Raw genomic sequence first — 26,161 nt, 5'->3', positions numbered from 1 at the left:
AGGAGGAACAAAGAGTTCGAGGAAACAAATGGAAGAGACTCGGAGCGTATCACATACGCGAGAATCGAAGATCTATGGTTGACGAAGTTCTACCGTTCATCGTCTTTCGTAGCCCGAACACGAAAGTTAAGCTCGTGCGCCGATGGTAGTTGGGAGTTCCCCTTGTGTGCGTAGGACGTCGCTTGGCAGATAGAAAGCCGATACCCTTAGGAGTGTTGGTTTTTTGTGTTATTAAGAGGATTTGAACAGGGGCTTAGCGGAAAGAGAATCGTTTAGAGCTTCTAAGATAACCAACTTTCTTCTTAAAAACTTAACCCCAAACAAGCCAAGCAGCTGAAGCTGTATGGCTTGTTTTTTTGTTAGTGAGATTATTTAAAAGCAGGCCTTATGAAAAAAAACGTTTCAGCAAGTGTACTTGATAATGAGATGAGTTTGATTGATAAAATGGTAAATCTGATTGATAGTGCACTAGTTTGATTGACCAATCTGAATGGTGTGCACAATTCTTAAAAAATCCCTAACTTCCCGATGCGATCAACCGCTTCTTCTAATCGGTGTTCATCTACTAATAAACCTACTCGAATATAGCCTTCTCCATATTCACCAAATCCATTCCCTGGAGCTACAGCTACGTCTGCTTCGTCTAAGAGTTTATCAGCGAAACTTTGGCTGCTATATCCATTCGGAACGGGTAACCAGGCAAAGAATGAACCTCTAGGGGCTTCCACATGCCATCCGATACGATTGCATGCATGAATAAATACATTCCGACGGCTTTCATAACGATCCACTAACGCATCCACACATACTTGGTTTTCATTCAATGCAGCGACAGCAGCGTATTGTATTGCTGGGAAAAGGCTTACAAATAAGTGATCTTGAATCAAGTTCAATGCTTCAATTATTTGTGCATTTCCTACCGCAAATCCAACACGCCACCCTGCCATATTGTATGTTTTCGACAGTGTATACATTTCAATTCCGACATCTTTGGCACCTTCTGCCTGTAGGAAACTGACGGGTTTCTCACCATTAAATCCAATTGCACCGTATGCAAAGTCATGTGAGACGGCAATGTTATTTTCTTTTGCAAATGCGACCGTTTCATTAAAGAATCCGATGTCTGCCGTTGCTCCAGTAGGGTTATTTGGATAGTTCAAATACATCAGCTTGGCACGTTGTTTCATTTCTTCAGAGAGCAAGGAGTAGTCTGGTAGAAAGTTGTTTTCGACTTTAAGTGGCAGTGTTTCATATTGCACATCAGCCATCACTACGCCTGATAGATAATCTGGATAACCAGGGTCTGGTAGGAGCATTAAATCACCAGGATTCAGGACAGCCATTGGCAATTCAACCAGTCCAATTTTGGTGCCGAAAAGAACAGCAACTTCAGTGGATGGGTCGATTTCAACGTTGTACTCGCGTTTATAATAATTTGCTGCAGCTTCTTTTAACTCACTGATTCCCCTGAACGGTGAATATTTATGTGTAATCGGATTTTCAGCGGATTCTTGCAATACTTTTACAATGTGAGGGGGTGTTGGTTGGTCTGGGTTTCCCTGTCCCAAATTGATAATATCGCGACCTTGTGCCACCGCTATCCCTACTTTTTGAACAAGTGATGCAAAAAACTGTGGGGGTAATTGTTGTAGTTTCTTTGAAAGTTCCATAATAGATCCTCTTTTTCTATAATAGTTGCAATCGTCTGCCAAATCTTATAATGTTTTCTTTATCTTGTCTACAGGTGGTGTCTTATGAAAATTGCATGCATTCAGCTTGACGTAGCGTTTGCTGAGCCAGAAATAAATTTTAAAGCTGTTCAAAACTTGATTGAACGGGCAGTAAATGACGGTGCAGAGCTTGTGGTGCTACCTGAAATGTGGAATACCGCGTATGCATTAACTGAATTGGAGCAACTTGCCGATCGTGAAGGAGTACGCACGAAAAAATTTCTTTCTGAATTAGCACAAAGTCATCAGATACACATTGTCGGTGGTTCGGTTTCTACGAAGAAAGGAGCCAGCTTCTACAATACGATGTATGTTTATAATAATCTAGGTGAGTTGATTTCGGAATACGATAAAGCACATTTATTCCGTTTGATGGATGAACATCTTTACTTACAAGCTGGGAATAAAGAAAATATTTTTACAATCGGTTCTATTCGAGCTGGTGGGGTTATATGCTATGATCTTAGGTTTCCAGAATGGTTGCGTGCACATGCCCTTGCTGGTGCGAAAGTACTTTTTATACCGGCACAGTGGCCAGAAACACGTATTGACCATTGGAAAGTTCTACTTCAAGCAAGAGCGATCGAAAACCAATGTTTCGTGATTGCAGTCAACCGAACAGGTGCTGACCCCAATAATCAGTTTAATGGACAGTCGATGATTATTGCGCCATGGGGAAAAGTGTTGTGGACCGGCGCTGAAGATGAACAGTACGCGTTGATTGATGTGGATTTTTCAGAAGTGGATGAGGTCCGCACACGAATACCGGTATATGAAGATCGCCGGCCTGCACTTTATCGCCCATTGTTCAAAAATTAGTAGTAGTGATTTTATGATTCTAGGTCAGTGGGCAGGTACTACAGCAGCTCTTGCCTATAAAAATAACACAACTGTTGAAGATGTAAGATACTGAAAATTGAAAATACAACTCCCAAAGACAAGCCAATTTGTCCAATCGAGCGATGGTATAGAAGATGATCTGATTAAACGAAGGGAAGAGACGTTCGGAAAATAACATTAATTATTGGAGGGACAAAGTGCTTTTAGTAGACAGTGACCATCGTGGAAAAGGTATTGGAACAATGCTACTTAAACTTGCAGAGGCAGATTTAAAGGAGAATGGCATTGAGGTGATGCAATTAGCTGGCGACCCTTTTCACTATTTTTCGGGCATACCTGACTAATATAAAGAAGTACAAAAGTGGGCAGAAAAAAATGGCTACACTAAAAAGTTAGACACATATGATTTAATTAATCACTTGGAAAAAAATATACCTCACCAGATAATGACTCCATTACATTTTCGCTACTTGTAAAAGAAGAAAAAGATGAACTTATTTCATTTTTGGAAAGGTGTTTTCCAGGCAGATGGGTGTCTGAAGCGATTAAGTACTTTGAAATGAATGGGGACGGACGAGAATTTGTTATTCTGAAAAAGAAGGGCAGAATCATTGGATTTTGTAGAATAAATGATAGTAACTCACCGTCAATTGCGCAGAACGTTTATTGGAGTCCTTTATTCAAACATGAAACCGGCGGGATTGGTCCATTAGGAATTGATGAGGATGAACAAAAGCAAGGATATGGTTTAGCGATTGTACAAGCTGCAATGGCTTATTTAGAAAAATGAAACATCCAGACAATCAGTATTGGACGATTTTATTAGAGTTTTACGAGAAGCTAGATTTTAAAGTATGGAAAACATATGGAATTTATTTAAAAGATTTAAAGTAAAGAGAACTGCATCCAAATTCAGAACCGTAAACTGTGTTAGAAAGAGACGTCACAACTATATGAAAAATTCAGTGTTCCAATCGATTGGAGCAGGTTAATTTCCACGTGCAGAAGATGATGCTGATTTCGAAGGATTTGGAAAACCAAAGTGGATGTTAAACCGCTAGCTGTGGACTCTCATCATTTTAAATTACACAGAAGATGGTGTTTACATCTGTTACGGATTGAACAATTACAGCAACTGAAGTAACCAAAGTCATGCACAAACTGGAACTACAACGACTTGTAAATCAATAAAGTCAGATAAGAACTAGACCCGGTACAATTTGTATGGGTTTTTTTCTTGCCGAAATCCACATACTTTGGTGAGAATGACAATAAGAATAAGCTTGGAGGGGTATAAATGAGGGTCGTTACACGCGTGATTAAGCGATTTTTTGCGGAACGGTTTTTTGATGAAGCGGCACAAACAGCATATTATCTTCTCTTATCCGTATTCCCATTCCTTATTTTTATTTTGTCGCTCGTAAGCTTTTTTCCAGTAGATGAGCAGCAATTGCTAAACTTCTTAAGACCGTTTGCACCAGGTAATTCATTTGCATTTATTGAAGACAATGTCACAAGTATTTTATCAGCGGGTAAAGGACATGTGTTATCGCTCAGTTTGATTGCTTCATTTTGGGTCTCTTCAATGGCTGTGCAAGCACTTGCACGTGCATTAAATGAAGCAAATGGGATCAAAAGCACACAACCTTATTGGAAAAATTTAATACGTGACCTTGGCGTAACACTTTTATTTATGATGCTTGTACCATTATCCTTATTTTTGCCGTTTATTGAAGAAGGCTTACATTGGATTGTCTCTAGAGCAGGTTCGATTGAGGATTGGCAAGGATGGATTTACGTTTGGCCAAAAGTAAAGTGGGGACTTGGTTCATTATTTTTGTTTCTATTTTTTCTGCTCTTTTATAAAGTCGTCCCAAACAAACGGCTCACTTTTCGTGATGTATGGCCTGGTGCATTATTTTCAGCAATTGGTTGGCAGGTGGTATCACTGTTGTTCGCAGATTACGTAGCTCAGGTTAACTATAGTCGACTATACGGTCAGCTTGGAGGGATCATTATCCTCGTGTTATGGTTCTACTTAACTGCAGTCGTGATTTTATTGTCGGGCTTGTTAATTGCAGAAGTACGAAAAATTCGGTATCCACGAGCGAAATGAAAGGAGTGATCAGGTGCGCACAATTTTACTTGTGGATGATGATCCCAATATTTTAACGCTTATGAGTATTCATTTAACCAAAGCAGGGTACCGAGTGGAAAAAGCAACAAACGCGGAATCGGCACTTACTTTAATTCCCCGTGTATGGCCCAATGTCGTTGTTGTCGATGTAATGATGCCAGGCATGGACGGTTTTGAATTGACCCAAAAAATTCAAGATGAGTTTGATCTTCCTGTTATTTTAGTAACAGCGAAAGGCTTGTTGGAAGATAAAGAAAAAGGCTTTCTTGCCGGATCCGATGATTACGTCGTCAAGCCATTTGAACCGCAGGAATTACTTTTTCGAATTGGTGCTGTTTTAAGACGCAGTGCACAGCCATATGAGATGCGTGTGCAAGTTGGGTCACTGATTATTGATCGAAAACGGCTTGAAATTTCAAATGGGGTCGAAACGAAGTGGTTGCCTTTAAAGGAATTTGAATTGTTGGCTCTACTCGCGTCCAATCCTGGTGTAGTTTTTCAACGAAGTGTGTTGATGGAAAAAGTATGGGGATATGATTATGCCGGGGATGAACAGACCTTAAGTGTCCATATCAAACGCTTGCGTGAACGCTTGATGCATTTTGTTCCAGACGTGCAGATTGGAACGGTTCGTGGAGTTGGGTATAAGTTGGAGCCACGCATATGAAAACTTTGTATAGCAAGTTTATTGTTGTCACGTTAGTGATTATGTTGGGAAGTGCCACACTTGGATTCTTGCTCGTAAATACATATTACCACCAACAGTTAAAAGGGCAGAATGATGCAAAAAACGTGGGGATTGCAAAAGGAATGGCTGCATATATCGAGGAAAATCCAAGCGTTTCTTTAGCAAAATCACTTCAGGTATTTGCACAATCCGGATACCAATTATTTGTGGTAAATGAATCGGGTGACGCTGATTTTTATGGTGGTTCATTTCGTGAATCATTTTTAAGCGAAAGTGTAAAAGAAGCGCTGCTGAATGGAGAAGTCTATCATGGCATGCGAGATTTTCCGAAAGAAACATTTGTAACTGGCTTTTTCTCAAACGAATTGTCCAATACAGTCGGAGTTCCCTTTAAGTATGGAGGAGAACGTTATGGCTTGTTTATTCGCCCTAACATCAAAATGTTATTTACAGAAGTGCATATATTGCTTGGCGGACTGGCTGCAGCAATGGCCGTATTTAGTTTGCTTGCTATATTAATAGTTGCCAGAAAAATGATTCAACCGATTACGTTATTAACAGAAGCCACGCATAGAATGGCTAGCGAACAATTTGATGAGCCCATTCACATTTCAAGTAGAGATGAAATCGGTCAACTAGCAAAAAGTTTTCAAACCATGTCAACCCGTTTGAAAGAAAATGATCGAATTCGTAAAGACTTTATGAGCCATGTTTCGCACGATTTTCAGTCCCCTCTACAAAACATTCAAGGGTATGCTCAGTTACTTGCTGATGAGTCATGCTCACAAGATGAACGCGAGAAATATGCTGGCATTGTGGAACTAGAGAGTAAAAGGTTGTCAGCGTTAACAAAACAATTACTGGTTTTAACTTCTTTAGACCATCAATCCTATCAACTCGAGTTTGAAAGAGTATCAGTTAAAGAACAGATGGAACGTACCGTACGTCAGAATGAATGGCGTTTCGAAGAGCACAATCTCGATGTTCGAGTGGAAATGCCTGATTTGGTCACACACGGCAATCCGGATATGTTGATGCAAGTATGGGAAAATATTGTAATAAATGCAGTGAAATATAATCAACCGAACGGAATCATTCAAATCAATGGATTTGAATGGGAAAATGAACTTCATATTACTATGAAAGACTCAGGAATCGGGATGACGGAAGCACAAACCGATAAAGCCTTTGACCGATTTTACCGAGCAGATCTCTCTCGGACTCGAGAAAAGGAAGGAACAGGGCTTGGACTAGCGATTGTCAGTGAAGTTGTAAAACAACACGGGGGCTTAGTGGAAATCCAGAGCAAGGTTGGTAAAGGCACGACTATACACATCACCCTCCCAAAATTGTAATATCCCGTTCATATTTAGTTCATCTTCACGCGGTAAGATGAAATCATCTTAAAGAAAGGGGGAAATAACCTTGCAAGAGAGATGGAGTATTCGTTTAATCCGAATTGCCGCGATTTTTGGCATTATTGGAGCATATTTAGGTTCACATATGGCAGGAGCAGGATCTTACGCGTTCCGACCAATTCATGCACATATTTTAGTGGTTGGTTGGCTATCTGTTTTTAGTTGGGGCGTTTTTTATAAACTGTATCAAGTAAAATATCCGAAGTTGGTGACTGTCCATGGTTGGTCCGCCATATTAGGGTCAATCGGATTGACGGTTGGAATGTGGCTTCAATTTATGCAACCCTTTGGTATACCTGAAACGTTCTCACTCGTATTTTACATTGTAGGTGGAACCACATTACTTATTAGCTTTGCGTTGTTTGTAGCGGTAACATTCGCCATTAAACCAAGTAAGAGGAATAGCTGATGAAAACTGCGTGGAGATAGAAAAAATCACTATGATCGTCCACGGAGTTTGGGTAATGGTGAGGAGTGTATTAGCCATATTGGTGTTAACTGCAAAAAAGGTGACGATCCGTACTAGAATTGCAACTGTTTGGCTTTATAATGGCGTTCGGTGTACTGATTGATACATTTATCGTTCGACCCATGTTGTTGCCGGCGTTATTGGTCATTCAAAAAAAGGTGAACTGTGGGTTTGTTCCATCTCTGAAGTGGTAAAGGAAAGAGTAAATGTTTTACTCAAATAACTTTAGGAGGCATCAGAATGGGGAAAAACCGCAAAGATGAGCAATTGGAGCAATTTCGAGTAGACGATCGAGGTCAAAAGCTGACGACGAATCAAGGATTAAGGGTTTCGGATGATGAACATTCCTTAAAAGCAGGTGTTCGTGGTCCTACTTTATTGGAAGACTTTCATTTCCGTGAGAAGATGACCCATTTTGACCATGAGCGAATCCCTGAGCGTATTGTCCATGCGAGAGGGTTTGCCGCCCACGGTGAATTTGAATTATACGAATCCATGCAAGATGTCACGCGGGCTGGGTTTTTACAAGACCCTTCTGTCAAAACTCCTGTTTTTGTGAGGTTTTCAACGGTTGCAGGTTCTCGTGGATCTGCGGAAACCGTTCGTGATGCGAGAGGCTTTTCCACAAAGTTTTACACAGAAGAAGGAAATTATGATTTAGTCGGAAACAATATTCCGGTGTTTTTCATTCAGGACGCGATTAAATTTCCGGATTTCGTTCATGCAGTTAAACCCGAACCACATAATGAAATGCCACAAGCCGCAAGTGCTCATGATACATTTTGGGACTTCGTTGCCAATAATCAAGAGTCGGCACATATGGTGATGTGGGCGATGTCCGATCGTGCCATCCCTCGAAGTTACCGTATGATGGAAGGCTTTGGTGTCCATACATTCCGATTTATCAATGCAGAAGGACGTGCGCATTTCGTTAAGTTCCATTGGAAGCCGGTTCTTGGTGTGCATTCCCTTGTCTGGGATGAAGCCCAAAAGATTGCAGGGAAAGACCCTGACTTCCATAGACGGGATTTATGGGAATCGATTGAAGCGGGGGATTTTCCAGAGTACGAGCTAGGTGTTCAACTATTGGCGGAAGAAGATGAATTCAAGTTTGATTTTGATATTCTTGACCCCACTAAAATTTGGCCTGAAGAAGACATACCTGTCAGAATCGTTGGGAAAATGACGTTGAATCGAAATGTTGACAATGTCTTTGCGGAAGCCGAACAAGTAGCTTTCCATCCCGGGCATGTCGTTCCGGGAATCGACTTTTCAAATGATCCTTTGCTGCAAGGCCGTTTATTCTCATATACAGACACACAGCTCATTCGTTTAGGAGGGCCGAACTTCCACGAATTGCCGATTAACCGTCCTGTCTGTCCGTTCCATAATAATCAACGGGACGGCTATAACCGGATGACCATCAATAAAGGACCGGTTAGTTACCATAAAAATTCACTTGCTGACAACACGCCATCTACATCCTCTGAAGAAGAGGGTGGATACGTCCATTATCAAGAGAAAATTGAAGCAAAGAAAGTGCGGGGGAGAAGCGTGAGTTTCGATGATCATTTCTCGCAAGCCACACTTTTCTGGAATAGTATGAGCCCTCCTGAAAAACAACATATAATCGAGGCTTTCAGCTTTGAGATTGGGAAGGTCAAAAGCAAGTCAGTCCAGCAACAAGCTGTCGATATGTTCGCAAATGTTGACTTGGATCTGGCCACTCAAATTGCCGATTCGGTCGGTGCCAATCCACCATTGGGCAGGGGTTCCGACGTGACCAAGGCTTCACCTGCTCTAAGTCAGGAAAATACGGTGAAAAAGCCGAATACCCGTAAAGTCGGAGTCATTGTCGATAAACAAGGTGACTCCGTGGAACTGCTTCAATTAATCTATTCATTTAAAGCGGCGGGTCTAAAGCCTGAAATCATCAGTAATAAGCTGGGAACGCTAGGCGAATTGGCAATCGACCATACGTTCAAAACGGCAGATCCCGTTTTGTTTGACGCCATTTATGTGGCAAGTGTGAGTGAAGACTTAACTTTCTTGAAAGAGACAGGTCGTTACCTTACCGAGACCTACAATCATTACAAAGCTTTAGGTGCCTCATCGACTGCACAGGATCTATTAATTGGAATGGACGGACCTGGAGTTGTTGCTGGCAATGACAATGAGCGGTTGGTTGATAGTTTCATACATGCAGTCACAGCTCACCGTCATTGGAGTCGGATTGTTTAAACAGAATGTAAGACAATTTAGAGAGAGGGACATCCAGTTTTTGGGTGTCTCTCTTTTTCCATGGCTAAATTAAATCATGCTGTTGATATTCCGCAGAACAGCTCCGCTTTCCCTCAGGAGCCTCCGCTGTTTTTCTCGTCGCATTAAAACATGTGCTCCATATCTATAAAAGTAAAATCAACAAGGAAATTAACATAGCTTTTTAGATAAGGAAGAATCATTTCATGTCATTTGGGCAACATAACAGCAAATCGGTATGAAGTAGGTGATCCCTTTTAGGATGTTAAAAGTTTTCGTTGTATTCAACTTGATAAATATCTCCACCTTTGCATTGGCGACAAACGCTAATGATGATAATCGTCAGTTCCAACAATCATTTTTCGACATTGGCTATAAGGAAGTTCATCAAGCGTTGCAGGATAGTGAAAACTATTATAACCAGGAGATTGCGTTACCTATCCAACTACCGCCAGTCGCATTCACCCACAGTTTCGGTAGATTTAATGATTATGATGGGGAAGAAAATGACGAGTTTGAAATCCAATATCTAAACAAAGACTCAGTAATCAATCACTATAAGATTAATATCAAACCTATTAAGTACAAGATTGAATTTAAGGAAGAGCAAATTGACCAAACATTACGATTGAAAGATGGTACCGAAGCCATATTTAGTACGTGGATGACAGGATCTCATCTCCTCGTTTTCGAGAAAAACGAATGGCAGTATATTCTATCCGTTGATCAGAGAATTTCAGATAAAGTAACACAAAAAGTATTTGTGGAAATCGCAAATTCTATCCAAGACTAATGGAACCCAGAGTAATCAAAAAATATGTAAAAGACGTAATCCTTAACAAAAGGGATTGCGTTTTTCTTTATTACTCAGAGGAGAGGCTTTTTACTATTAACCTGAATTTTTGGTTAAATTCACATGCATTTAATATTATCTTCATAATAAAGAATTATAATTAGTACGAGGATACAAGAATAATGTGTTAAGAAAGGTTTTTTATAATGCCACTATTTTATGATCAAAAAGTTGTGAGAACAATACATACATATTTAGTTAACGAGCAGAGAAAGACCAATACGATTTAACGCCGAGTAGCAGATTGTAAATTGAAAAGTGAGAGCTGTTTCTATGCAGAACTAGAATATTGCTGCTGAATGTTTTGTAACTCTTTGCATTTGAAGAAAAAAGGTCAATCTTCACAATTAGGTTGTTTTTAGATTGAGAATCTAAGAGGATAGAGGGTGCCGGAATTGAAGGATATGTATAGAGGTTATACGTTTGTTGCAATTGGTTTTATTTTCCTTATTATTACAGTCATGCAAACTTCGGTTAGTATCCTATGGGGAATACTTATTGGTATTAGTATTTTTTCGAATATCATCGGAATCGTGATATTAATTAACTTTATAAGGCCTAAATTGTCTGAGGAGTAAAAAAAAACGCCATCCTCTTTGAGGACAGCGACTTTGTTATTTCACTGTATAAGTTTTAATGACATGATCGTGAATGTCATCACCTTTTGTTACATGCACTTCAATTTCATAGGTACCGGGCGCCGTAAATGCATATTCGATTTCATAAACACCAGGCTCTTTTTCTGGAACTTCCAGCCATGTATGTTTGGCTTCGGGGCTTAGTGAGATATCATATCTAACGCGTGCTCCTTCAAGCGGGACGTCTGATAGTGAAACATTTGCTAATAGATTAACCGACTCTCCAACAGTAGCTGTTCCATCAGCAAATTCAATGGTAGCTCCGTTACTATGATGATGGTCATCACCATGTGAAGGTTCTTCAGGTGTCACTGTAGCCTCTTCTCCGCCTGTGACGGTTACTTGTTTTGTAGGCATCGTATGCATGTCTCGTGCTGTAACATGGGAAGTGATGTCATACTTACCGTTTGTTTCAAAGGTATACATAATAGTATAGTGCTTGTCTTTATTTAATGAAGCTTCAACCAATTCTTTCTCACCAGAAGTTATATTCAAGACTTCAAACTTCACTTCATTTGCATCGTCTACTAGTTCATCACCTTGTGTTACTACAGCAGTAAAAGGTACTTCTTTGCCCACAGTTGCTGTTTCAGGAACTGTCAATTCTACTTCTATTATTTCAGGCACTTCAGCTGTTGTTGATTTCGGTACTTCATTTTCCCCGCAAGCACTTAATATAAGTGCTACAAGGATAGATCCTACTGCCAAAAATCGTTTCATTTGTCATGCGCCTCATTTCGGTTGTTTGATGACATTGTAGCAAAAAGACATAGGAACAGCTGTGACAGAACTCGGAACTTATGTGTAATACCGTTTTCTTTGTAATAGATTTGGTAAGATCATGCCGAAAATAATTATTACGATACCTACTATTTGCAAAAATGTAATCGGTTCACTTAAAACCAGCACAGAAACTGTTACTGCGACTGGGAGTTCCATTGCACTTAAAATCGAGGCCATACTACCGCCTACTTTTGGAACCGCAACCGTGAATAAATAGATCGGGAGTAAAATACCGAACGTACCAAGGGCTAATCCGTAAATCCATAATCCCTCTGCAAACAACTGTCCATTCCATACAATTTCAGGATTTTGAAAAATGGAGATGGCAAGCATTGCAACAAGAGAAACGAAGAATAATCGAGTTGTCGAATTCATGCCTTCAATTTGTCTCATATTGATTCTAATAAAGAGAGAGAAACTTAAGGCTGCAGCAATTCCAAACACCCATCCTTGCCATGCAATCCCACTAAGATCAACATTTATAACCCCTGCCGCTAATATTGTTCCTGCAAATAAAAAAACGAGCGATAGTGCTTCTCCACGAGTAGGTTTGCGACGGCGAAGGACACAATCAAGTAACACGCCAATCCATGTGAATTGAAACAACATCACCACAGCGAGAGATGCGGGTAAATAGACAATTGACTGACCATACAAAGTTCCCGTAATTGCGGTTAACGATCCCGCTAACAACAATGTTTTCACGCCACTAATGCGTGGAATTTTGCGTTGTGTAACTACGAATAGTAAAAGTACGATAAAAAAACCTACTATATATTGGCTCGATACAGCTTCAGAAGCAGTAAATCCAGCATTCATTGCTAGTTTAATAATTGTTGATAAAATTCCGTAACTACTGGCCGCAATAACCACCAGAATCGGGTACATCCAATTCTTCATTTAATAACCCCATTTCATCCATCAAGAAGTATATCACTTGTTGTTGAATGGAATAAACAATCTACTCAACTTGTTAAAATTTGGATTCATTGGAAGTTAGTTTGCACGAAAACTCAATCTTTAATCATGAAATTTCACAAAGACTTCAACATATGATGAAACTTTTCACCGTAAATCATCCATGGTTCTGATACTCGATACCCAACACGTTTATATAAACGAATGGCTGCCTCTTTTTCAAGTTCCACGTTCAAAGAAATTTTCGAAAAACCTGCCTGTAGTGCTACTTCTTCTGCATGAGCTAGTAATAATGTTCCGATGCCTTGTCCTCTGAAATCTGGATGAATGCACACGGTATCAATATAGTACTCATCGCTGTGAGCTTCAGGTGGAATTTCGATATCTTCTTTTGTTTTAATACTTAACCAATCCTCTAGATTCCCATCAAGTTCAACAGCGCTTTCTCCGGAGTAGAGCACCATGACTCCTGCAACAGCACCCTCGCGTTCTGCTACAACTGTTGTTAAATAAGAGTGGCGATTGTCTTCTCGTTTAAATAAGCCAATTAGTTCCCGTACAACCGCTTCCGGTTGTTGTTCTCCCGTCATTTGTTCAGCTATGTCACCAATCGCGTCTATGATTAACGGGACGGCAGCCGGCGCATCCGTTGGGTCCGCTTTTCGTATATGTATATTCATATGTATCAACTCCTCGCATCTACTATAACAAATTTTCCTTCTAGATTGCGGTTCATGGTAATCTAGAACTACTAAATCAAGAGGGGGATGAAAATGGTTCATTCTTATAAAACCCACGTTCTCACTTACGGGGATGCATTTGTTGATTATATAGCTGAAGATAGAACAAATACGTCATTCTCTATGTTTTTAGGCGGAGCGACAGTCAATGTAGCAGTAGGAGTTGCTCGGTTAGGTGTACCTTCTGCGTTCATTACTATTACAGGGGATGATCCTACTTCTGAATTCGTGCGCGGAGAACTTAAGTTTGAAGAAGTCATTATGGAATACGCAAAACTTGAACCCGAAAAACGCGTTAGTGGGGTTTATGTACATTTAACGGAAGATAACGATCGAGTCTTCCATAAATATATTGACGACGCTCCAGATATTCAAGTGGAAGCGGATGATTTAATAGAAGAAGCATTTGAAAAGGCATCTATTTTAAACTTGTGTTCGGGTACACTTTTCCATCCTAAAGCACTCGAAACATCAAGAATAGCCGTTGAATTTGCGAAAAAGCATGGGGCTTTGTTCTCTTTCGATGCTAATATCCGCCCACTTCGTTGGTCAAGTGAAAAGCAATGTCGTGAGACCATATCTTCGTTTTTTAAGGATGCCGACTTGTTGAAATTTACAAGAGAAGAATTAGCCTTTTTGACTGAAACGCAGACCCTGGAAGACGGGTTAGCTAAACTAGCACCTTTAGAGATTCCGATTATCCTCGTTACTGCAGGCGAAGAAGGAACGTACGCCGCGTTGAATGGACAAGTACAACATGTACCAGTTGAACCAGTAGTACCAGTTGATACAACAGGAGCGGGAGATGCCTTCATGGCGGGGATTTTACGTTATGTTCATTTAAATGGATTGCCGAAAACGATTAAATCTCTTATTGAATGTTGTACATTTGCAAACCGTCTCGGAGCTCTGGCTACAACCAAAGCGGGTGCATTGACGGCAATGCCACGACTTTCAGATTTGAATATGTAATAAAAAGACGCCCATGTGAGTAAAACTCCTATGGGCGTTTTTATAGTTTTAATTTTTTAGTTGTATTTATTGACCTAGTTGGAAAACCTGGGCTAAACGGATTAAATCACATATTGTCCCGAATAAACTTGTAAAGGATAGGTGTGGGAATATTCTCGTCTATTCAAATATCATTCAAACCTTCAAGAAAGCAACAAACCTCCGATGCTACTTACGGTTAGCAAGCTAATGATAACAATGGTCATCAACCAATCACGTCCCACTATGCCAATCGGTTCGTAATACACGGTTCTTCGCTCACCTGTAAATCCTCTTGCTTCCATTGCGAACGCAGATCGTTCTGCACGACGAACAGCACCTGCAAGTAACGGAATCAACAATCTACGCATGCCTAATAGTCTTTGCCAAGCATGCTTTTCTTTCCCAATTCCACGCAATCGGTGTGCATGACGAATTAGAATAAACTCTTCTCTTACAACGGGTAAAAACTGATACCCAACCATTACGCCATACGCTAGTTTAGGGGAAAGGCGCAATTGTTGCATTAAACTCATAACAAATTTAACTGGATCTGTTGTAAAAGCAAATAGCAAAGACATGGAAGAGAAAGCGAAGACACGGAACGTTAAGGAAAGTGCCGTTTTCCATTGTTCGTCCGTAACTTCAAAACCTCGCCATACCCAAATGACGTTACCGGTTGTATCAGCGGCAAATAACAACGTTGTCCATAAATAGCCGATGGCGGTAAATCCGATGGGAATCATCAATAAAAACCAGATTTTCCAGTTCACCCTGCTGAAAAGAAACTGTAAGAGGACAATGCCTAAAAAAAATATCAAAGGCGTCCAAGGATTAAAAAACCATGCCAATGTAAGCATTGAGATGACTACTAGAATAAACTTTAAAGCGGGATTCATATCATGCAACCAAGTCCGACTAGACATGTGGACACGCTCCAAACGGTGATGCCAATTTGTGATCTCTTAAAACCTCTGCATGCTTCAACAAACCATTGTTTTCAAAACGACCAGTCAATTCACCGTTTTTTAATAAGAAAATGGTGTCTGCAATAGCTGCTGCGAAAGTCATGTCATGCGTCACCATCAAAATTGCAAATCCTTCTTTTGCCCGTTCATCAATCAGATGGAACAATTCTTGAAGTGCAGAAGCATCTTGTCCAGAAGTCGGTTCATCGAGCAATAAAACAGGCCTCTTATCGGCGAGCATTGCCCCAATGGCAACTCTCCTTTTTTGCCCATGACTGACTGAGAAGGGATGAGCATTCTGTATTTCATCTAGTCTTAATCGGAGCATTATATCGTCAATAGTTGCATCATCAGTCCGATTGGAAAAGCGAATTTCATCATCAACTCGTTGTGTGACAAACAAATGTTCAGGAGACTGTGGAACGTAACCTGGATAGATAATTCCATACTGTATATGCCCATCCGATTTTTTCAGAATGCCACATATGGTTTTTAAAAATGTAGATTTACCACTGCCGTTTGGCCCAGCAAGTATCGCAATTTCTCCTCGCTGTAAACATAACGAGACGTCTTGGAGTAACTGCTTTTCTTTCATGCGCACACTTATGTTACACGCTTCAAAAGCCACTACGGATTGAATGGAAGTGGTGCGTTTAGGGAAATTCATGCTAGATCTCATCGGATTCATTTCAACAGGGTATGTACCTGAGGACTGTACGTGAATCGCACGGTCAAAAAATGGCCCCCATAAATCAAGTCGATGCTCGACCGCTACAATGGTTAAGGAACGAGACAACTGCAATCGATCAAGCCATTCCACATACTCCTGAGCAGTCAGTGGATCTAAATGAGCAAGAGGCTCATCTAGCAGTAGAACCCCTGGTTGCATTAAAATCGCACAAGCGGTTGCTACACGTTGTTTCATTCCGCCTGATAAGGTTTGAATGGTCGTTTTTCGAAATGGTGTAAGACCCGTCATTTCAAGTGTCTCGGTGATGCGCCTTTCCATTTCTTTACGTGGGACGTGCAAGTTTTCTAACGTGAACGCCATTTCTTGTTCCACGTTTGGCATGCAGAACTGTGCATCTGGATCTTGAAACACCGTTGCAATACGAGCGTTTATTTCGCCAGGTGCATAGTTCGCTGCATCTTTATTCCAGAGTTGAAGAGACCCGTTGAGTTTACCATCACAGTTGGAAGGATATAGCCGATTCATTAAATACAGCAATGTGCTTTTCCCACAGCCACTAGGACCAGAAAGAACGACTCGTTCACCTTTTTGAACAGAAAATGAAATGTCTTGAAAAACAGCTTCTTCATCGTCTGGAAATTGAAAAGAAACTTGATTGAAATCGATTATTGTGTTTTTAGCTACGGGTAGGGACATCGGTTTTTTATAATGGGTACTAACCAATCACCTCACCTTTAATCTTATGTTTTTTTGGAACATCCCTCGAAATGGAGTAGCCACGAAGTGCTCCGGTTGCTAGCAATCCATCAGATAAATACTTCCCACCAAGTCCTGAGATTACTGCGCCACTCAGCACACGAAGTCCAAACATTAACGCTAATAAAGAAGGATCTAATGCGGAATAACCTGATACCAAGAATCCGTAAGCAAAACTAAAGATTGCTGCACCAACACCCGCTAAACACAGTACCCACCAGTCATAGCGTTTATATCCTGTCGCAGCGAATGCCGCCTCTGCTCCCAATCCTTGAACAATTCCAGACAAAATCAGGCGAGGACCTACTGCATTACCAATCATGACTTCAATAACTGAAGCCATCGTTTCCGAAAGGACAGCAGCTCCTGGTTTGCGAATGATGTACGCGCAAATAATTGAAACGATAAACCAAATACCAAATATCCACTCAAATGCAATGGGACCAATCACACCTGACCAAATGTTACCGACTTGAACAAAAAGCAAATACACTACCGCAAAAACCACGGCAAATACGGACATCAAGACAACTTCTTTCAATTTCCATGATTTCAACATATTAAATCGTTCCTTTATGAGAAGGACTGTTAATGCTCATGTTGATTGTCATGACTAAATGTTTATGCTCATCCGAACGTGCGTGTGTGAATGACTCTTCTAAAAAAGAAAACACGTCATGTATATCGCCATGAAGACCACTTGCATAATGCATTGACTCGTTAAACACACCACGTTCTTTTGCACGGTCCACTTCTTTATAAATGACTGACATATAGTCTGGGTTATTCATCGGATATAAAGCAAATTGAGATGATACATATTGTTTTAACTCACGAATATGTGGTTCGTTTAATACGAGGTCGTCTTTTTCCAAATACACATCACCTGCAGAATCCCCAGGACAACCAATTGAAAACGTCCCATTAAAGGCTACATGTGCTCCAGTTTTTGAAGCATGCAGAATCATTGCTTTCGCAGTATCAAAAACATGTACCTGCTTCCCACGCAACACCGTACTCACATCATCTGAATGCATCCAAACATTCGTTGTATCTACTTCTTGTAAAGCACCTTTAATAATGTCAATAAAATGATCCGCCATCGGGTGAATCGAAAAACGTAACCCCACAATCGGACTTAACCCACAACTAAACTCTTGTTTCATTTCCATTTCCTCCTTTTTACTGATGGGATTCCTCGTTTGAGAACATAAAAAAAGCCACATTCGACGAGGAATGCAGCTAGTTTGCGCTAATAGAAAATGGCAAAAGTCACCGCACTTCCTCACGCCAGTATTATCTGGATCGAGTATTAAGGGATCGGAGCAAACGCTCTCATCTCAGCCAAAATATAGCACCCCTAGTGCAAAAATCGTATGTAGTTTAAAAAATGTTCTGAACGGCTCCATTGTAGCTTACGAAAATCGTGTTGTAAACCACATAATGAATTTTGACCTTGCTAAAAAAGTAAGTCTGTTCTACACTGTGTATAACAACTGTTCTACTGTGAATAGAACAACAGGAGGGTGCATATGTTTATAGAAATTGAAGCGGATTCGACCGTGCCGATTTATTTGCAATTGGCTCAGCAGGTGATCGAGGGGGTTGCGAAAGGCGAGTTAAAGCCTGGCGATTCATTGCCTTCTGTGCGTGCATTTGCAGCGGATCTTGGCATGAACATGCACACTGTAAATAAAGCCTATCATTATTTAGAAGAGAAGGAATTCATTCAAATCGTTTCGAAGAAAGGTGTATTCATACATGAGCGAAGTGTCCGAGAAGCAACTGAAAAAGACACAGATCGATTGAAAAAAGAACTACGCCCCATGATTAGTGAAGCTCTTTGTTTAAATTTAAGCACGGATGAACTACAAGCATTACTGAATGACATCGTTCGCGATATCAAGGAGGGAACAAGATGACAGTAATAATTTTTTCTGCACTCTTAATTTTCACGAATACTTTACAAGCGTTTTTACCAAAGTTTTTAAAATCAAGTGAGTCATTTGGGGTCTTTATTCCAGACACTCAAGTAAATGATGAACGAATCATAGGCATGAAAAAAAGCTACACAAAAATGTTATTAATCACGGGTAATGCACTTATTGGTGGATTTATATTTTGGTCTTTATTAACCAATCCAAAGGAAGAACACACCGTTTTTGTAGGATTAGCACTACTTTTTATATTGCTCTTCATTTCGATGTGGTTTTACGCTCGAAATCACGTGACTTTAATCAAGTTGAAAAAAGAAGAACGATGGGGAGCGGGACAAAAAGAACGAAAAGTAGTTGATCTTCAGTTCCGTGAACAATTAAAACTATTACCAAACATATACTTTCTTATGCCAATCCTTGTAAACATTGGCTTATGGATTTACGGACTTAGCCAATATGACATTTTACCGAATCAGATACCCACTCATTGGGGGTTGAATGGTGAAGTGGATGCGTTTTCGGATAAAACGTGGTTGTCCGTCAGTGCATTGCCACTCATGGTGTTGATCATTCAGAGCATGTTGCTATTCTTCAATGCATTGATGAAGCAGTCGGGAGCAAAAATTCAAGTGCGCTCAAAAAAACGTTCACGTGAACAACAACTGGCTTTTCGAAAATACTCCAGCTGGCTATTATTTTTGGTATTGATTACTATCACATTGCTAATGGGCTACTTGCAATTGACCATTATACACGGGGAGTTATTCTCGTCTTCGTATACAATGTTTGCAACGCTCGCATTTGTATTGGTTATTTTCGGGGCAACCATGTTCTACACCTTCAAAGTTGGGCAAAGTGGGTCGCGTCTTGAAATGGTTCAACTAGATGAGCCAATTGACGGAGTGATTGATATCGACGACGATCGACATTGGAAATTCGGCTTGTTTTATGTGAATAAAGAAGATCCGAGCTTGATGGTTGAAAAGCGTTTTGGAGTTGGGTGGACAATGAATTTCGGTCATGTAGGAAGCTGGATTTTTCTTGTTGTACTAATCGGAAGTATCGTATTGATTTCTATAATTCTTTAAAAAGGAGTGGGATGAATGGAAGCATTATTAAATGATATTCCTTGGGGGATTATCGCACCAATCCTCATTATTCAACTAATATTAGTGGTTGTGGCTTTAATCGACCTGGTGAGAGTTTTGCATACGAATGGACCGAAATGGGTATGGGCAATCGTAATTGTCTTGGTTAATATAATGGGGCCAATCGTGTACTTTATCTTTGGGAGGAAAAATGAATGAGCGCTTTATTGGAAGCAAATCAACTGACAAAAATATACGGTAAAGAATATGCAGTGAATCAATTGAATTTTGTTCTTGAAGAAGGTACAGCGACGGCTTTAATAGGGCCAAACGGAGCAGGGAAAACGACGACATTGTCCATGCTTGCTGGGTTATTGAAGCCGACACAAGGTTCGATTTCTCTAAATGGGGAGCAGCGAGCAGATGTTCGTGAATCTATTGGCTTTTTGCCACAATACCCTCAATTTTTCTCATGGCTTACGGCTCTCGAGTTTACAGAAATGGCTGCTAAATTAAGCGGGATGGAAACACGTTCGGCAAAGCTTGAAGCACAAAAAACATTGGAGTTTGTTGGACTTGGTGAAGCATTGCGCAAAAAGACGGGAACATTTTCTGGAGGTATGAAGCAGCGATTGGGTTTAGCACAAGCAATCGTTCACCGACCGAAATTATTACTTCTGGATGAGCCAGTTTCTGCACTTGATCCAGTGGGACGACGTGAAATCATGAATCTACTCAAAAGCCTGCAACAAAACATGACGATATTGTATTCGACACACATATTGAACGATGCTGAAGAAATGACTGATCAATTACTGTTTTTACGCAAAGGCCGATTGGTAGAAAAAGGCTCGATTGGAGACGTTCGTGCTAAATATGATCACCCGAGATACAGAGTGGAATTTGGCAGTGCAGAAGATGCTAAAACATTCTCACTAGCAGCACCATGGCATGTCGCAGTTGAAGGAACAATTGGATTCATTGATATTATACAAGACATGCCAGTGATGAGTGATATGTTAAAACTCCTTGGAGAAAGCGGACTGGATATTCGCAAAGCAGAACGCCAGACAGCTAGTTTAGAAGAAATATTTATGAAGGTGGCGGGGCAAGCATGAGGGATTTAATCGTACTTTTTCAAAAAGAGTGGCGTGAAAATACACGCAACTTCAAGATTTTATGGATCCCACTTGTCTTTATATTTTTTGGATTGTCTGAACCACTCACCAGTTACTACTTGCCGCAGATCTTGAATGCGGTAGGGAATATTCCTGAAGAAGCAATGTTTGCATTCCCTGAATTCACACCTTCGCAAGTATTAATGGCAACGATGGGACAATATCAATTCATTGGTATGCTGGTACTCATATTGGGATTCATGGGAACGATTTCGCGCGAGCGGAAAAATGGAACTGGCACACTCCTATATGTACGACCGATTTCCTATGTAAGTTATTTTCTGAGCAAATGGAAAGTTGTTGGCATCATTGCACTTGCTAGTGTCTGGCTTGGCTTACTTACGAGTTGGTATTATACGGGGCAGTTGTTTGGAAGCATACCAGCAACCGATTTCCTTGCATTTGCTGGAACATATAGCGTTTGGATATTATTCGTAGTGACAATTGTTTTGGCAATGAGTGCTTGGTTGCCTACTGGTGGTGCTGCTAGTTTATCGCTTGTGCTTGTATTATTCGTGCAAATTGTTGATTCATTATTAGGGACTTACTGGACGATATCGCCTTGGAAAGTATCAACGTATGCAACGCAATGGTTAACAGGTTCGCCAGATACGAGTGATTTTTGGTGGAGCATTGGAGTAACGATTCTTGCCATTGTGGCACTTGTAGTATTTGGTGTCTCGATGTCAAAACGCAATGCTTCGAAAACAAAAGTGTAAACAGGAGATCCCTCTCTAACAATAAGTAGAGAGGGATCTTTTTGTTCAATCAATCTTGGACTCATTTTCATCCGTATTCCTATCTTGGTTAATTAAATGCGTCATATCTGATTTATTACCTTCCGTCATAGGAGAATCTTTTCCTTCTTACGGAGCAACGTTATCCTTTTGGTTATCTTGAGGAGTAGAATCATCTGGAGGTAAAGATTCTCGAGTTTGGTTACTTGGCTGGTCTTGAGTTCCAATGGCTTCATTGTCATTATCTCCGCAACCCGTAAGAATAAATAATGTCAGAACGACAACTAATAAAGATTTTATATACAAAATTTTTCCTCCTATCACATCCTATTTTAATTTCATGTTTAGGTTGCACATGCGGGTGGGAAATATGTATAAAAATAATTCTTTCTATGTGCGCAGAAGTCGATTTAGTGTGGTAGACTTTGTGATTTTCTTATCTACTAGGTCTGCGATTCTCCTCTGATTTAAACCAAGCACGAATGCCTTTTCCTGCAAATGGTTCGTCTGCAAAACGAGGGAGAATATGAAAATGTGCGTGAGGAATGGATTGATTTGATGCTTCCCCCACATTCCACCCTAGTGTATAACCATCTGGTGAATATTTATCGTCTGCATATTCCTTAACCTGTTGCATTAACTCATAGGTTGCGTTCCATTCCTCTTGCGTTAAATCAAAAACAGTTTGTCGGTGGATTTTCGGAACGATAAGTCCACTTCCTTCCAAGATGGTTTGATGCTCAGGGTGTTGTAAATACCTACAGAACTTATTTTCAAAAACGATGACTTGAGCTTTATCCTTTTCAGGATCACAAAAAGAACATTCTACTAATTTATTCAATATTTTCACCTCTGTTAACTATTTTATACTAGGTATACGGAAGAAAATGTCGTTTCGTTTCAATTGATGAGATTTATGTCTATGGGATGGCGCCTTATTTTTTATGCAACACATGTTGACAAACTTTTTCGAAATCGTAAATGAAAAGTTTATTCATCCTTATAAATATTTCACTTCATCTAAATTTGATCTGTAATAAAATGATTGAATAATATGCAAACTATAAGGAATTAGTTCCTATTGGGAGGAATGAAGCATGGATCCACAACAGCAGATGCAAGATACAGTAAAAAACTCGGATCGTTTCCTGGCAGCTTTTCATCGATTAGAACTATCAATGAAGGAAATTATAGGCACAACCGATCATCTTTCTTTTCATAAATTAGTGGATCTTTCGAAACGAAAAAATGCAATCATTCGTAGATATGAAGAAAAACTACGGGAATTTGCTACATTACGAAATGCGATTGTGCATCATCAAACCTCTCCAGAATATGCAATTGCAGAACCTCATAATGAAATTGTAGAAGCACTTGAATTGATTGATATGGCAGTATCAAGGCCGGTGACTGTTGGTAAAATGTTTGAACGTAACGTAGATATCCTTCAAGTGACGGACACATTGAAGGACGCTCTATTCATGATTCGAGACAAACATTACACACAAATACCCGTTTATAACGGATCTGTTTTTGTAGGACTACTAACGGCAGTTGGAATCATGTTTTGGTTGGCGAATAATGTCGAAAAGGGGAGAGATATTTCCTGGGAAATGTCTATTGAAACGCCTCTGAAACATGAAAAGAAGGAGGAAAACCACAAATTTGTGCCCCGTGAAATGTCTATTTTCGAAGCTGAGGAACTTTTTAAAGAGGCATTGGCAAAAGGCCAACGACTGGAAGCGTTGCTCATCACGGACCATTTAGGACTTGTTGGCATCGTTACTCCTTTGGATTTAATAAAAATTGAAATATAAGGGATTATAAATCAATAAACCCTTTCACGCCAAAAGCACGGAAGGGTAATTAGTTATCTTTCGCTCATTACTGCATGGGTATTGCCCTCTGTATCTTTAAAAAACGCCATCCATATTTCAGTATTACCCATCTTTCCTACCATATGTGGTTCATCTATAAAAATGGCACCGGCTTCCTTCATTGACACAACCGAGTCCTCAAGCTTATCCACTTTGAAGTAAAGGACTGAACTTGGATGATCGAACTCAGGTTTCTCTGGCAAGCTCAATAATAATCGTGCTTCCCCACATTGAAAAAAGGCCAAGCCGTTAGTTTCGAATAATAACGGCAAGCCAATTACATCCTTGTAAAAAGCCACTGCTCTTCCAACATCTTTCACATTTACTGCAATTTGACCAATTGATTCAATTCCTAAGTTTTTCATAACGTATACCCCCGATTCCTCATGTATTAAAATTCGACACATTGCTTAAAACTCCTGCTATGTTATTCTTTTGAAAAAAGGGGGATTTGTCATGTTGCATCATGTGGAAATCAATATCTCGGACCTACAACAATCACGTCAGTTTTACGAATACATACTCCCAACTATGGGTTACGAGCTTTATCAGGAATGGCCAAAAGGATTCAGTTATAAATTTGGCGATACGTACATCGTATTTGTCCAAACTGAAGAGAAACATTTGGAAACACCCTATCATCGAGGACGAGTAGGTCTAAATCATCTAGCTTTTCACGCTACATCACGTAAACAAATAGATGAAATTACCGAGCAGTTAGAAAATCAAAACATCACCATCTTATATAAAAATCGCCACCCATATGCAGGTGGTGAGGATTACTATGCGGTGTTTTTTGAAGATCCTGACCGCATTAAGTTGGAAATCGTTGCTCCATAATAAATTTGGATATCAGTGAAGCATTAGCCACTTGGCTTATATTCCTTTATGCTTATATAAAACAGGTTTGGAGGAATCCCTATGAAAATTACGATTTTTGGTGCAACCGGCCGGGTAGGAAATGAATTTCTACGTCGTGCACTTGAAGATGGACATAACGTGACTGCACTTGTACGAATTCCATCCAAACTAGCATTCCATGAAAATTTGACTATATATGCTGGTAATATTCGAAAAGCTGAGGATGTAAAGGAAGCAATAAAGGATGCAGATGCTGTTTTCAGTGCAATTGGAACGGATAAAACAACGACATTAACGGATGCAATTCCACTCATAATCGAAGCCATGAATCATCATGAAGTGAAGCGGATTATTACAATCGGCACGGCAGGAATTTTACAAAGTCGTACTAATCCGGAAGTTTACCGATTCCAGTCAACTGAATCAAAACGCCGCTTAACCTTTGCTGCTGAGGAACATGCGAAGGTATACGAACAACTTGCTGATACGAAATTAGAGTGGACGATTGTGTGCCCAACGTATTTACCACAAGGTGAAGCGACTGGCGAGTGGCGTGCGGAACGCAACTTTTTACCAGACAATAGCGTTGAAATATCGGTGGGGGATACAGCATTATTCGCATTCAACGAATTGCTTGAACCTCAGTATGTTGCTACGCGCGTCGGGATTGCGTACTAGAAGGAGCCGCTTATGATTCGAAAATTTTTAAAATTAATTTTTACAGTTGCAATCACAGTCGCATTAACGGTCACATTTTTTTATGTAAATAATGAGTGGTTGACAGTATCTGAGTATACAGTTGAATCATCAAAAATACCAACGGCTTTTGACGGATATCGGATTGTGCAAATATCCGATTTGCATGATGCCACATTTGGAGAAAACCAACAGCGTTTAGTGAACAAAATTCAAAAAGCAAAACCAGATATGATTGTCATTACAGGTGATTTAATTGATAGCAATCGCTATAACTTACAAAGCAGTTTGACTGTAATTGATCAAATTGTCGAGTTCGCAAATGTCTATTACGTAACGGGTAACCATGAAGTGGCGACGAACGATATTGATCGAATTAAAGAAGAGTTAACAGCTCGAGGCGTACGTGTGTTATCAAATGAATCCATAACAATCACGCGTGACGATGCATCATTTTCTTTAACAGGAATTGAAGATCCATTGATGGGACAAGAGGCATCTGATATGCTAACCAACGCGAATATTCCCCATGAAAACTTCACTGTCCTTTTAGCACATCGACCTGAAGACTTTAGTGCTTATGTAGATGAAGAAATAGATTTGATTTTTTCAGGACATGCACATGGAGGACAGTTCAGAATCCCTTTCATGGGTGGACTTGTAGCACCAGGACAGGGGTATTTTCCTGAATATACAGCAGGAGTTTATGAGCAGGGACAATCGAAACTTGTTGTCAGTCGTGGACTCGGAAATAGTACCATCCCGATTCGACTATTCAATTTGCCTGAAATCATCGTTGTAACATTAAAATCGCCATAATTTGAGAGGCGGAAAAATTCGGTTTTGGGTGAAAGGATGGAAGAGGATCACCAAAAACGAGTGATGATATCTTGTATCAATATCTGGGGA

At 40.1% G+C, this 26,161-nt stretch carries 31 protein-coding genes and 1 riboswitch; of the genes, 20 read left to right on the top strand and 11 right to left on the bottom strand.

Annotated features, from left to right (window positions below; translation table 11 throughout):
* Nucleotides 1–506: 506 nt before the first annotated feature.
* Nucleotides 507–1,670, bottom strand: a complete 1,164-nt coding sequence (locus GY23_RS16625; protein ID WP_075620306.1) for a pyridoxal phosphate-dependent aminotransferase — start codon at nt 1,668–1,670, stop codon at nt 507–509.
* An 84-nt stretch (nt 1,671–1,754) separates the two neighbouring features.
* On the opposite strand from GY23_RS16625, the gene GY23_RS16620 reads away from it, so the two are divergent.
* From GY23_RS16620 to GY23_RS16575, 10 genes are all read left to right on the top strand, one after another.
* Nucleotides 1,755–2,549: a carbon-nitrogen family hydrolase gene (locus GY23_RS16620; RefSeq protein ID WP_075620305.1), complete on the top strand. Its 795-nt coding sequence runs from the start codon at nt 1,755–1,757 to the stop codon at nt 2,547–2,549.
* A gap of 197 nt (nt 2,550–2,746) precedes the next feature.
* Nucleotides 2,747–2,914: a GNAT family N-acetyltransferase gene (locus GY23_RS16615; RefSeq protein WP_139311142.1), complete on the top strand. Its 168-nt coding sequence runs from the start codon at nt 2,747–2,749 to the stop codon at nt 2,912–2,914.
* A 110-nt stretch (nt 2,915–3,024) separates the two neighbouring features.
* Entirely contained in the window at nt 3,025–3,360 is a 336-nt protein-coding gene (locus GY23_RS16610; protein WP_084544166.1) for a GNAT family N-acetyltransferase, read from the top strand.
* Nucleotides 3,361–3,867: 507 nt separating this feature from the next.
* The gene (locus tag GY23_RS16605; protein ID WP_075620304.1) at nt 3,868–4,686 is read left to right on the top strand and encodes a YihY/virulence factor BrkB family protein; all 819 of its coding nucleotides are present in this window, start codon (nt 3,868–3,870) and stop codon (nt 4,684–4,686) included.
* Nucleotides 4,687–4,699: 13 nt separating this feature from the next.
* Complete coding sequence (locus tag GY23_RS16600) at nt 4,700–5,374, top strand: response regulator transcription factor (RefSeq protein ID WP_075620303.1); 675 nt, start codon at nt 4,700–4,702, stop codon at nt 5,372–5,374.
* On the top strand, nt 5,371–6,750 hold the full coding sequence (locus GY23_RS16595) for a sensor histidine kinase (protein WP_075620302.1): 1,380 nt from the start codon (nt 5,371–5,373) through the stop codon (nt 6,748–6,750). Before GY23_RS16600 ends, GY23_RS16595 begins: the two co-directional genes overlap by 4 nt.
* A 70-nt stretch (nt 6,751–6,820) precedes the next feature.
* Nucleotides 6,821–7,222 carry a hypothetical protein gene (locus GY23_RS16590; RefSeq protein ID WP_075620301.1) on the top strand — a complete coding sequence of 134 codons (402 nt, stop codon included), beginning with the start codon at nt 6,821–6,823 and terminating at the stop codon, nt 7,220–7,222.
* 300 nt (nt 7,223–7,522) lie between these two features.
* The gene (locus tag GY23_RS16585; protein WP_075620300.1) at nt 7,523–9,523 is read left to right on the top strand and encodes a catalase; all 2,001 of its coding nucleotides are present in this window, start codon (nt 7,523–7,525) and stop codon (nt 9,521–9,523) included.
* A gap of 331 nt (nt 9,524–9,854) precedes the next feature.
* The gene (locus tag GY23_RS16580) at nt 9,855–10,334 is read left to right on the top strand and encodes a hypothetical protein (RefSeq protein ID WP_245827688.1); all 480 of its coding nucleotides are present in this window, start codon (nt 9,855–9,857) and stop codon (nt 10,332–10,334) included.
* Nucleotides 10,335–10,780: 446 nt separating this feature from the next.
* Nucleotides 10,781–10,972, top strand: coding sequence for a hypothetical protein (locus GY23_RS16575; RefSeq protein ID WP_075620298.1), 192 nt, complete (start codon nt 10,781–10,783; stop codon nt 10,970–10,972).
* Nucleotides 10,973–11,008: 36 nt separating this feature from the next.
* Here the strand turns inward: GY23_RS16575 and GY23_RS16570 are convergent, their stop codons facing one another.
* The 3 genes from GY23_RS16570 to GY23_RS16560 all read right to left on the bottom strand — a co-directional run bounded on the left by GY23_RS16570 (nt 11,009) and on the right by GY23_RS16560 (nt 13,413).
* Nucleotides 11,009–11,752 (bottom strand): FixH family protein, encoded by a 744-nt coding sequence (locus tag GY23_RS16570; protein ID WP_075620297.1) that lies wholly within the window; start codon nt 11,750–11,752, stop codon nt 11,009–11,011.
* A 78-nt stretch (nt 11,753–11,830) separates the two neighbouring features.
* Nucleotides 11,831–12,715 carry an EamA family transporter gene (locus GY23_RS16565; RefSeq protein ID WP_075620296.1) on the bottom strand — a complete coding sequence of 295 codons (885 nt, stop codon included), beginning with the start codon at nt 12,713–12,715 and terminating at the stop codon, nt 11,831–11,833.
* 134 nt (nt 12,716–12,849) lie between these two features.
* On the bottom strand, nt 12,850–13,413 hold the full coding sequence (locus GY23_RS16560; protein WP_075620295.1) for a GNAT family N-acetyltransferase: 564 nt from the start codon (nt 13,411–13,413) through the stop codon (nt 12,850–12,852).
* Nucleotides 13,414–13,506: 93 nt separating this feature from the next.
* Between GY23_RS16560 and GY23_RS16555 the strand changes: the two genes are divergently transcribed.
* Nucleotides 13,507–14,445: a PfkB family carbohydrate kinase gene (locus GY23_RS16555; RefSeq protein WP_075620294.1), complete on the top strand. Its 939-nt coding sequence runs from the start codon at nt 13,507–13,509 to the stop codon at nt 14,443–14,445.
* A gap of 182 nt (nt 14,446–14,627) precedes the next feature.
* Here the strand turns inward: GY23_RS16555 and GY23_RS16550 are convergent, their stop codons facing one another.
* Genes GY23_RS16550 through GY23_RS16535 form a run of 4 tightly spaced genes read right to left on the bottom strand, consistent with a single transcriptional unit; the run spans nt 14,628 to nt 18,044 of the window.
* Nucleotides 14,628–15,389: an energy-coupling factor transporter transmembrane component T family protein gene (locus GY23_RS16550; protein ID WP_075620293.1), complete on the bottom strand. Its 762-nt coding sequence runs from the start codon at nt 15,387–15,389 to the stop codon at nt 14,628–14,630.
* Nucleotides 15,382–16,845, bottom strand: a complete 1,464-nt coding sequence (locus GY23_RS16545) for an ABC transporter ATP-binding protein (protein ID WP_245827687.1) — start codon at nt 16,843–16,845, stop codon at nt 15,382–15,384. The genes GY23_RS16550 and GY23_RS16545 overlap by 8 nt, the downstream gene beginning before the upstream one ends.
* Nucleotides 16,838–17,437, bottom strand: a complete 600-nt coding sequence (locus GY23_RS16540; protein WP_075620292.1) for an ECF transporter S component — start codon at nt 17,435–17,437, stop codon at nt 16,838–16,840. The genes GY23_RS16545 and GY23_RS16540 overlap by 8 nt, the downstream gene beginning before the upstream one ends.
* Before the next feature lies 1 nt (nt 17,438).
* Nucleotides 17,439–18,044: a YkoF family thiamine/hydroxymethylpyrimidine-binding protein gene (locus GY23_RS16535; RefSeq protein ID WP_075620291.1), complete on the bottom strand. Its 606-nt coding sequence runs from the start codon at nt 18,042–18,044 to the stop codon at nt 17,439–17,441.
* Between the two features lie 99 nt (nt 18,045–18,143).
* Nucleotides 18,144–18,250: riboswitch (TPP riboswitch) on the bottom strand.
* 160 nt (nt 18,251–18,410) lie between these two features.
* Between GY23_RS16535 and GY23_RS16530 the strand changes: the two genes are divergently transcribed.
* Genes GY23_RS16530 through GY23_RS16510 form a run of 5 tightly spaced genes read left to right on the top strand, consistent with a single transcriptional unit; the run spans nt 18,411 to nt 21,800 of the window.
* Nucleotides 18,411–18,800: a GntR family transcriptional regulator gene (locus GY23_RS16530; RefSeq protein ID WP_075620290.1), complete on the top strand. Its 390-nt coding sequence runs from the start codon at nt 18,411–18,413 to the stop codon at nt 18,798–18,800.
* Nucleotides 18,797–19,903 carry a DUF1648 domain-containing protein gene (locus tag GY23_RS16525; protein WP_075620289.1) on the top strand — a complete coding sequence of 369 codons (1,107 nt, stop codon included), beginning with the start codon at nt 18,797–18,799 and terminating at the stop codon, nt 19,901–19,903. Before GY23_RS16530 ends, GY23_RS16525 begins: the two co-directional genes overlap by 4 nt.
* Nucleotides 19,904–19,918: 15 nt before the next feature.
* On the top strand, nt 19,919–20,122 hold the full coding sequence (locus tag GY23_RS16520) for a PLD nuclease N-terminal domain-containing protein (RefSeq protein WP_075620288.1): 204 nt from the start codon (nt 19,919–19,921) through the stop codon (nt 20,120–20,122).
* Nucleotides 20,119–21,021 carry an ABC transporter ATP-binding protein gene (locus tag GY23_RS16515; protein WP_075620287.1) on the top strand — a complete coding sequence of 301 codons (903 nt, stop codon included), beginning with the start codon at nt 20,119–20,121 and terminating at the stop codon, nt 21,019–21,021. The genes GY23_RS16520 and GY23_RS16515 overlap by 4 nt, the downstream gene beginning before the upstream one ends.
* Entirely contained in the window at nt 21,018–21,800 is a 783-nt protein-coding gene (locus GY23_RS16510; RefSeq protein ID WP_075620286.1) for an ABC transporter permease, read from the top strand. The genes GY23_RS16515 and GY23_RS16510 overlap by 4 nt, the downstream gene beginning before the upstream one ends.
* Nucleotides 21,801–21,947: 147 nt before the next feature.
* Here the strand turns inward: GY23_RS16510 and GY23_RS18525 are convergent, their stop codons facing one another.
* Both GY23_RS18525 and GY23_RS16505 read right to left on the bottom strand, forming a co-directional pair.
* Nucleotides 21,948–22,124, bottom strand: coding sequence for a hypothetical protein (locus GY23_RS18525; RefSeq protein ID WP_169834573.1), 177 nt, complete (start codon nt 22,122–22,124; stop codon nt 21,948–21,950).
* Nucleotides 22,125–22,254: 130 nt separating this feature from the next.
* Nucleotides 22,255–22,659, bottom strand: coding sequence for an HIT family protein (locus GY23_RS16505; protein ID WP_075620285.1), 405 nt, complete (start codon nt 22,657–22,659; stop codon nt 22,255–22,257).
* Between the two features lie 256 nt (nt 22,660–22,915).
* Here GY23_RS16505 and GY23_RS16500 point away from each other — a divergent pair, with 256 nt between their 5' ends.
* The gene (locus GY23_RS16500; protein ID WP_075620284.1) at nt 22,916–23,635 is read left to right on the top strand and encodes a CBS domain-containing protein; all 720 of its coding nucleotides are present in this window, start codon (nt 22,916–22,918) and stop codon (nt 23,633–23,635) included.
* 53 nt (nt 23,636–23,688) lie between these two features.
* Here the strand turns inward: GY23_RS16500 and GY23_RS16495 are convergent, their stop codons facing one another.
* A complete protein-coding gene (locus GY23_RS16495) occupies nt 23,689–24,060 on the bottom strand; it encodes a VOC family protein (RefSeq protein ID WP_075620311.1) in 372 nt (123 codons plus the stop codon).
* 91 nt (nt 24,061–24,151) lie between these two features.
* Between GY23_RS16495 and GY23_RS16490 the strand changes: the two genes are divergently transcribed.
* From GY23_RS16490 to GY23_RS16480, 3 genes are all read left to right on the top strand, one after another.
* Nucleotides 24,152–24,535, top strand: a complete 384-nt coding sequence (locus tag GY23_RS16490) for a VOC family protein (protein WP_075620283.1) — start codon at nt 24,152–24,154, stop codon at nt 24,533–24,535.
* A gap of 81 nt (nt 24,536–24,616) precedes the next feature.
* Complete coding sequence (locus GY23_RS16485; RefSeq protein ID WP_075620282.1) at nt 24,617–25,234, top strand: NAD(P)-dependent oxidoreductase; 618 nt, start codon at nt 24,617–24,619, stop codon at nt 25,232–25,234.
* 12 nt (nt 25,235–25,246) lie between these two features.
* On the top strand, nt 25,247–26,071 hold the full coding sequence (locus GY23_RS16480) for a metallophosphoesterase (protein ID WP_084544165.1): 825 nt from the start codon (nt 25,247–25,249) through the stop codon (nt 26,069–26,071).
* Nucleotides 26,072–26,161 lie beyond the last annotated feature (90 nt).

Origin of the sequence: Paenisporosarcina indica (assembly GCF_001939075.1) — a bacterium.
Classification (GTDB): Bacteria; Bacillota; Bacilli; order Bacillales_A; family Planococcaceae; genus Paenisporosarcina; species Paenisporosarcina indica.
Note: the sequence above shows the minus strand (reverse complement) of the source record. Positions and strands in the feature narration are given on the sequence as shown.